The sequence below is a fragment of the Lactobacillus sp. HMSC08B12 genome (genome assembly GCF_001808415.1).
GTDB lineage: Bacteria > Bacillota > Bacilli > Lactobacillales > Lactobacillaceae > Lactobacillus > Lactobacillus delbrueckii.
Genome location: NZ_KV793207.1, coordinates 1 through 649, shown reverse-complemented (window position 1 = coordinate 649; position 649 = coordinate 1). Strand labels below are relative to the sequence as shown.

At 39.1% G+C, this 649-nt stretch carries 1 pseudogene; it reads right to left on the bottom strand.

The window, feature by feature from the left end:
- Positions 1-649, bottom strand: a pseudogene (locus tag HMPREF3168_RS08340) (ISL3-like element ISL3 family transposase); the annotation flags it as partial.

Genomic DNA, 649 nt, shown 5'->3' with positions numbered 1-649 from the left:
GCATTTAAGGCCTTCATCAACGATTTGAGCCGGTGTATACGGGACTTTAAGACATCTGTCATAAAATTGTTTACTGCCTTCCAGATCCTTATATTTCTTCATATACAGCTTCCAATATCGTTTTAGAAGCTTGTATTCTCTGGATTTCTTATCTAACTGTTTCATGACTTGAACTCTAAAACCGATAAAGGATCTGTTTACCATTTGAACCATATGGAAACGGTCAATGACAAGCTCGGCGTTTGGGAAAATCTGACGCACAATATCACCGTAGTAGCAGTTGAGGTCCATACTTACTGTTCTGACAGTCTTTCTAACTATTTCCGGGAACTGCAAAAAGTATTTAATAATAGTGTTTTTGAAACGATTCTCTAAAATGGCGACGATGGTATGTTTTTCGCCACCTTGACAGATAAAGTGCAGCTTTCGCCCCACACCTCTAAATTCATCAAACGCTAAGTGTTCTGGCAAAGAATCGAATGAAGGAGTAAATTGAGCGCTGCAGTGGTCTAAGTATCTTTGCACAGTAGTAACTGATACACCATTCTCTTCAGCGATACTGGTCATAGAATGATCTTTAGTGAGTCCAACAATGATCTTACGTTTAACGGAGTTAGAGATGTGGCAATACTTGTCAACGATTTGGGTA